Source organism: Mesorhizobium sp. M1A.F.Ca.IN.022.07.1.1 (assembly GCF_003997575.1).
GTDB lineage: Bacteria > Pseudomonadota > Alphaproteobacteria > Rhizobiales > Rhizobiaceae > Mesorhizobium.
In genome coordinates this window covers 1-6,782 of sequence record NZ_RZST01000320.1, presented here as the reverse complement: position 1 = coordinate 6,782, position 6,782 = coordinate 1, and the positions used below count along the sequence as shown (strand labels likewise).

Genomic DNA, 6,782 nt, shown 5'->3' with positions numbered 1-6,782 from the left:
GATCCAGGGATCCGGCGCGTGACCGGCAGACCGATCTCCAGCGGCTCGACCGTCTGGCGAAGCTGTTCGACCAGATCTCCGCCGAGATCGAAGCGGAAAAGACCGGGCTGGAGAACCGCTATCGGTCGACGGCGACCAACGCCGCTTTCCTGGTCGAGGCAATGGAGAACGGCTCCGCGTCGACAGACAAGTCGTCGGATGTCAACACGATGACCGGCGCGATCCTGAATTACGAGCGGCGCATCGCCGAACTCACGCGTCAGAAAGGTCTGATGAAGGAACTGCGTCATTCGCTCGACGCGATTGTCGAAGATGGTGTCGGGCAACCCGGTTCGCAGGCCGCACAGGCAAGGTCTGCGGGCAGAGGCTGACAGCGCTTCCAGGCGCGGTCATAGCTGCAAAACATTAGAGGAGTAAGAGGGGGAGGATCAGAAGCGGCTCTCTGGAGGCGGGCCAGGAATGACTTTGGGTTGGGGCGGACAGCACAAAGGTAAGTTTGTCATGAACGCATATCCGAACGACACCTCCACCGCGGCTGCTTGCAGCATGCCGCGCGCGAATTCGAATAGGTCGAAGACGCTTAAGCTCTGGCTCGCCGGCGCGCTGGTTGCGGCCGCGGCCGCCATTGTGGCACCACCCCATTCGGTGCATGCCGAGGAGATGCAGAGCGCGCCGTCCTTCGTCGACAATTTTTCGAATTTCGACCGTTCGCGCTGGTTCGTCTCCGACGGCTGGAGCAACGGCAATCATCAGAACTGCACATGGTCGAAGGACCTTGTCCGGCTTTCGGACGGCGTGCTGTCGCTGAGCTTCGAAAAGCGCAAGCTGAAGGATCGCGACTTCGCCTGCGCCGAGGTCCAGACCAAGCAGCGCTATGGCTACGGCGTCTATGAGGCGCGGATGAAGACCGATACCGGATCCGGCCTCAATGCCGCCTTTTTCACCTATATCGGACCGCAGGACAAAAAGCCCTGGGACGAGATCGACTTCGAGGTCCTCACCAAGGACCCGACCAAAGTCCAGGTGAACAGCTACATCCAAGGCAAGCCGAAGAACGGCAAGCTGGTCGACGTCGAAGGCGGCGCCGATAAGGGCTTCAACGACTATGGGTTCGTCTGGGAGAAGGACCGGCTGCGCTGGTATGTCAACGGCAAGCTGGTCAACGAGGTGACCAACCCGGACGAATTGCCGACCAATCCGCAAAAAATATTCTTCAGCTTGTGGGGCAGCGACAAGCTGACCAACTGGATGGGCGCCTTTGCCGATCCCGGCCGCAAGGTGACCATGCAGGTCAAGCGCATCGCTTTCACAGCGCTCGGCCAGCCGTGCCAGTTCCCGGAGTCGCTGGCATGCACCATAACCAACAGCAACTAGGCATGTCCCCCAAAGTAGGAACTGGTTTTGGGATGCGGTTCATGCCGAATATCTAGGCCTCATACAGGGCCTGGGGGACATCTTAACTGGCCGGGCCGTCTTTGCGGCCCGGCCTTAAACAGGAATAGAACCAAATGAATTTGACAGTGTTTGGAATTGGCTATGTCGGCCTCGTCCAGGCCGCGGTGCTTGCGGAAGTCGGGCACGAGGTGGTGTGCGTCGACATCGACGAAGCGAAGGTGGACCGACTCAACCAGGGCTTCATCCCGATTTTCGAGCCCGGACTGGAAGCTCTCGTCAAGGAGAACCACGCCGCCGGCCGCATCCGCTTCACCACCGACGCGGCCGCGGCGGTCAAGCATGGCCAGATCCAGATGATCGCGGTCGGCACGCCCCCTGGCGAGGATGGCTCAGCCGACCTGAAATACGTGCTTGCCGTCGCCGAGGCCATCGGCCGCGAGATGGAAGCGCCCAAGATTGTCGTCGGCAAGTCCACCGTGCCGGTCGGCACCTGCGAGAAGATCAAGGAAAGGGTCGCCCAGACGCTGAAGGCGCGCGGCCGCGAGGACCTGACCTTCGACGTTGCTTCGAATCCGGAATTCCTCAAGGAAGGCTCGGCGGTCGCCGACTGCATGAAGCCGGACCGCATCATCGTCGGGACGTCGAGCGAGGCCACCGAGGCGGTGATGCGCGAGCTTTACGCGCCGTTCAATCGCAACCACGAGAAGATGATCGTGATGGATGTCCGCAGCGCCGAGTTCACAAAGTATGCGGCCAACTGCATGCTGGCGACCAAGATCAGCTTCATGAACGAGATGGCGAACCTCGCCGAGCAATTGGGCGCCGACATAGAGGAGGTGCGCAAGGGCATCGGCAGCGATCCGCGCATCGGCTACCATTTCATCTATCCCGGCCTGGGCTATGGCGGCTCCTGCTTCCCCAAGGATGTACGCGCGCTGATCAAGACCGCCGAGGGCGTCAAGTTCGACGCCAAGCTGCTGCGCGCCGTCGAAGAGCGCAACAACGCGCAGAAATCGGTGCTGTTCGACAAGGTCAACCGCTATTTCCAGGGCGCCCTCAAGGGCAAGACATTTGCGCTGTGGGGCCTGGCCTTCAAGCCGAACACCGACGACATGCGCGAGGCACCGTCGCGCACGCTGATGGAGGCGCTGTGGGCCGCCGGCGCCAAGGTGCAGGCTTACGATCCGGAGGCCATGCAGGAGTGCCAGGCCATCTACGGCCAGCGCGAGGACCTTCTCTTGTGCGGCACCAAGGAAGCGGCCCTGCGCGGCGCCGACGCGCTTCTCATCTGTACCGAATGGAAGAGCTTCAGGGCTCCCTCCTTCGACGCGCTCAAGGACGCGCTGTCGACACCGGTCATCTTCGACGGCCGCAACCTCTACGACCCGAAGGTCATCGCCCGCTACGGCATCGAATACCACTCGATCGGCAGGATGGCGGCATGACAGTGTCCGCCGCCAGCTTCCCGCCGGATGGCTCCGGCGAACGACAATGGGGCCGACAATGATGGGGGGCCGAATGATCGTGCGTGTTTCGGGAGATTCGATCTGATGGTGATGGACGTTCAGCCCGAACAAATCGCCAACGAGCATTTCGACCTCGTCGTCATCGGTTCCGGGTTCGGTTCAGCCTTTTTCCTGCATGAGTTCCTGAAGCGGCGCAAAGCCCGGGTCTTGGTGCTGGAATGGGGCCGCCACAACACGCATGAATGGCAGCTTGACCAGAACGCCAACACCGACATAGACGACGAGAGCACTTATAAGACCGACAATGCCGACAAGCCGTGGAACTACACGATCGGCCTCGGCGGTGGCACCAACTGCTGGTTCGCGCAGACGCCGCGTTTCCATCCCAACGACTTCAGGCTGAAGAGCACATACGGCGTCGGCAACGACTGGCCGATCAGCTATGACGAGCTGGAGCCGTTCTACTGCGACGCCGAGGAGGTCATGTCGATCTCCGGCGACCCCGACATGGCCCGGATGCTGCCGCGTTCGCGGCCGTTTCCGCAGCCGCCGCACCGCATGTCGACGCCGGACCGGATGATGAAGGCGGCGCAGCCGGAGCAGCATTTCGTCATGCCGACCGCCCGCGCCCGCGTCGCGACGGCGCAGCGCAACTCATGCTGCGCCAACCTCAGATGCTGGCTGTGCCCGGCCGACGCCAAGTTCACCGCCAACAATGGTTTGATGCCCGTCTTCCAGCACGCGGACGTGTCGGTCTGCCTGGGCGCCGAAGTGCGGCGGCTCGACCATTCAGCCGGCTCGGTGCATTCGGTTGCCTTCCTGCGCGACGGCAAGGAATACTCGGTCAGCGGCGAACTCGTCATCCTTGGCGCCAACGCCATCCAGAGCCCTGCAATCATGTTGCGCTCGGGGCTCGGCGGCGAATTCGTCGGGCTCGGCCTGCACGAATCCTATGGCTGGAACTACGAGGTCTATCTCGACGGCGTCGACAATTTCGACGGCAGCACCATCACCACCGGTTTGAATTTCGGCCTCTATGACGGCCCGCATCGCGCCGAGCACGCGGCGGCGCTGGTCTATTTCGAGAACCGCTGGCAGCACGGCATGCGAGCCGAGAAGGGGCGGCTGCGGCAGGCGCTGCCGCTGGTCATCGTCACCGAAAACCTGCTCGACCCGGAAAACCGGGTGATCCTCGACAAGAACGAGAACGCCTTCGTCAGCTTCAAGGGTGCCTCCGACTATGCAACCAAGGGCATGGCCAAGGCGCTCGAGGGGCTGCCGGAGCTGCTCAAGCCGCTTCCGGTCGAGCAGATATTCGATCGCGGCATAAGGCCGACCGAATCGCATGTGCAGGGCACCTTGCGGATGGGCACCGGCTCCGCCGACTCGGTGGTCGACCGCGACATGATCCACCACCAGCTCCGGAACCTCGTCGTCGTCGGTACCAGCACCTATCCGAGCTGTTCCTGCGCCAACCCAAGCCTGACCGCCGCGGCGCTTTCGCTGCGGGCGGCGAGCCGGCTGGCATGAAGGAGGGGTCGATGAAGATCACGCGACGCACCGCATTGGCCGTTGTTGCCGGCGGCATTGCTTCGACCGGCATCGCCGCTGCGGCCGTATCGTCCTTCTCGGATGAGGATCTGGTCCGCATCACGCTCGAGAAATACTTCGGCCCGCTCAACATGCGCATCGAGCACCTGCAGCAATTCGTGCTCGAATTCCGCAACCGCAACCCGTGGATATTCCCGAGCGAAAAGCTGGCGGACGCGGTGACGCTTTTGGAGACCGTGAGGCTCGACAGGGCGCGCGAATTGCTGCCCAGGCGCAAGCAGCAGGATGTCGGGAATTTCGAGCGCTGGGTCATCGCCGAGTTCCACATGCTGACCGATTATGCCTGGCGCAGCTCGCCCCATGATCCGATCCGCTTCACCGGCTGGCATCCATGCACCAATCCGTTCGCCAATATCGAGCAGCAGACTGCCTGACACTGCCCGCCGGCATATTTGCCGGCAAGCCAGGAAAACTGGCCAAGAAAAATGTGACAAGGAGCCGAACCATGAAAGTTCTCTTCGCAGGCGGAAACGGCTATCCGCCGCAATTCAGCGGCGGCGTCCAGTCGAGCACCCATCATCTGGCGGAACAATTGATCGAACACGGTCATGAGGCATCGGTGCTTGCGGCCTTGTTCGGGCAGGGCATGTTCGGATACAAGGCGCGCGCCAAGATGAAGCTCCTCGGTCAGCGCGCCGTCATCGACAATTTCCCCGGCTATCCGGTGGTGCGCGCCTGGTTCCCCTGGGAAGCGGCCGCCTTTGCCGTAAAGAAGCTGCAGCCGGACGTAGCGGTGGTGCAGTGTCACAAATCGGTTCCGCTCGGCAAGGCGCTGGAGGCCGAGGGCGTGCCGCTGGTGGTCTATCTCAGGAATGTTGAATTCCATGAACTCGGGGGCGATCTGCGCGAGCTGAACTCGGCGTCTTACATCGCCAATTCCGAGTTCACGGCGCGCACTTACAAGCGCGAGTTTGGCATCGATTCCACGGTAATCCCGCCGACGATCAATCCGGCCTCTTACAGCACGCCGACGACGGGCGAGTACGTCACTTTTATCAATCCCTACGAGGAAAAGGGTTTCGAGCTGGCGGTGCGGATCGCGGCCGCCTGCAGGGAGATCCCTTTCCTGTTCGTCGAGAGCTGGAAGCTGGATGACGATCACCGCGCCCGCATCGCGGAAACGATCGCGCCGTTCTCCAATATCAAGCTCGAAAACCGCACCGACGACATGAAGACTCTCTACGGCCGCACCAGGATCCTGCTGGCGCCGAGCAAATGGGAAGAGGCGTGGGGTCGCGTTGCCTCGGAGGCCCATTGCAGCGGTATTCCCGTCGTCGGCTCGCGGCGCGGCGGACTGCCCGAAGCGATCGGCTCCGGCGGCGTCGTGCTGGACTATGACGCGCCGCTCGAGGACTGGGTCACGGCGCTCAGGCGGCTGTGGAACGATCGCGAGGAATATGAGCGAGTCTCGGAAGCCGCGCTCACGTTCTCGCAGCGCCCGGAACTCGATCCCGAGCGCCAGTTCGCCACCTTCTTCGCCTTGCTGGACAGGGCTGCCAGGCAGCGCGCCCGGCGCGCTGCTTAATGCATGTCGCCCAGAAATCTGCAGCGGTTCTGGGGCGCGACAGGCATCAAAACGACGACCCAAACGTCGACTGAATGCGATTCGGCGCGAGGCACCTTAAATCCGCGTTAGGTTTTGCTTACGCTGGTCTTTTGACCCGGCTCTTCAGCATTTCATAGGCGCGTTCGCCGAGCAGGGCGCGCGCGGCGGTCTTGATGACCTTCTTGCGCCCCTCGGGCGAATTGATCTGCCTGAGCCGTGCCGGCAGGTTGCGGGCCGCCTGCTCCAGCGCCGGCAAGGAAAACGCGTCGGGAAAGCTCACGATGTTGGTTTCGACGCACAGCACCGGCTTGCCCGATAGCTTGGCGATCTTGAGCGCCTGCTCGTGCTCGCTCTCGATGAACAGGATGGCGTCCGACTTGCGATAGAACTCGGCCTTGAAGCTGCCATGCGCGCCAAGCCGCTGCCGCTCGGCCTTGCTCGGCAGGTCGAGCATGACGAGATGGTCATATTTGATCTCGTGCTTGGCCAGCCAGGCTTCAGTCAGCTTGCGATACTTTTCCAGCCGGCTGGTCACCAGCCAGCCGATCTTGCGCGTCGGCCCGAGAAGCGGCCGCGCCTCGGTGAGGAATTTTTCGTAGGCCGGCCCGTCGTCATTCTCGTCCGCGGTCGGATCGAGGCAAAGCACGCCGTCTATGTCGACGCAGCATTGCTCGAGGAAGACGTGATGCATGAAGTTCCACTGGAACATCCTGGGATGCGGCACGACCTCGAAGACGATATCGGTTTCCTTGTGCTGCGAAAGC

General features: G+C 62.2%; 6 protein-coding genes and 1 pseudogene. 6 read left to right on the top strand and 1 reads right to left on the bottom strand.

Annotated features, from left to right (window positions below):
* The 6 genes from EOA75_RS26415 to EOA75_RS26390 form a co-directional block, all read left to right on the top strand.
* On the top strand, nucleotides 1-371 hold a 371-nt coding region (locus tag EOA75_RS26415; RefSeq protein ID WP_127325532.1), incomplete at its 5' end, for a hypothetical protein.
* A gap of 130 nt (nucleotides 372-501) precedes the next feature.
* The gene (locus EOA75_RS26410; protein ID WP_095824328.1) at nucleotides 502-1,374 is read left to right on the top strand and encodes a glycoside hydrolase family 16 protein; all 873 of its coding nucleotides are present in this window, start codon (nucleotides 502-504) and stop codon (nucleotides 1,372-1,374) included.
* A 134-nt stretch (nucleotides 1,375-1,508) separates the two neighbouring features.
* Complete coding sequence (locus EOA75_RS26405; RefSeq protein ID WP_127325531.1) at nucleotides 1,509-2,840, top strand: UDP-glucose/GDP-mannose dehydrogenase family protein; 1,332 nt, start codon at nucleotides 1,509-1,511, stop codon at nucleotides 2,838-2,840.
* 105 nt (nucleotides 2,841-2,945) lie between these two features.
* Nucleotides 2,946-4,391, top strand: a complete 1,446-nt coding sequence (locus EOA75_RS26400; RefSeq protein WP_127325530.1) for a GMC family oxidoreductase — start codon at nucleotides 2,946-2,948, stop codon at nucleotides 4,389-4,391.
* Between the two features lie 11 nt (nucleotides 4,392-4,402).
* Entirely contained in the window at nucleotides 4,403-4,846 is a 444-nt protein-coding gene (locus EOA75_RS26395; protein WP_127325529.1) for a hypothetical protein, read from the top strand.
* 71 nt (nucleotides 4,847-4,917) lie between these two features.
* Nucleotides 4,918-5,997, top strand: coding sequence for a glycosyltransferase (locus EOA75_RS26390; RefSeq protein ID WP_067324233.1), 1,080 nt, complete (start codon nucleotides 4,918-4,920; stop codon nucleotides 5,995-5,997).
* A gap of 118 nt (nucleotides 5,998-6,115) precedes the next feature.
* Here EOA75_RS26390 and EOA75_RS26385 read toward each other — a convergent pair.
* Nucleotides 6,116-6,782, bottom strand: a pseudogene (locus EOA75_RS26385) (phosphoribosyltransferase); the annotation flags it as partial.

Excerpts from the sequence above, each read along its gene's own strand:
- EOA75_RS26395 (WP_127325529.1), top strand. The coding sequence starts at position 4,403 with ATGAAGATCACGCGACGCACCGCATTGGCCGTTGTTGCCGGCGGCATT.
- EOA75_RS26390 (WP_067324233.1), top strand. The coding sequence starts at position 4,918 with ATGAAAGTTCTCTTCGCAGGCGGAAACGGCTATCCGCCGCAATTCAGC.
- EOA75_RS26400 (WP_127325530.1), top strand. The coding sequence starts at position 2,946 with ATGGTGATGGACGTTCAGCCCGAACAAATCGCCAACGAGCATTTCGAC.
- EOA75_RS26410 (WP_095824328.1), top strand. The coding sequence starts at position 502 with ATGAACGCATATCCGAACGACACCTCCACCGCGGCTGCTTGCAGCATG.
- EOA75_RS26405 (WP_127325531.1), top strand. The coding sequence starts at position 1,509 with ATGAATTTGACAGTGTTTGGAATTGGCTATGTCGGCCTCGTCCAGGCC.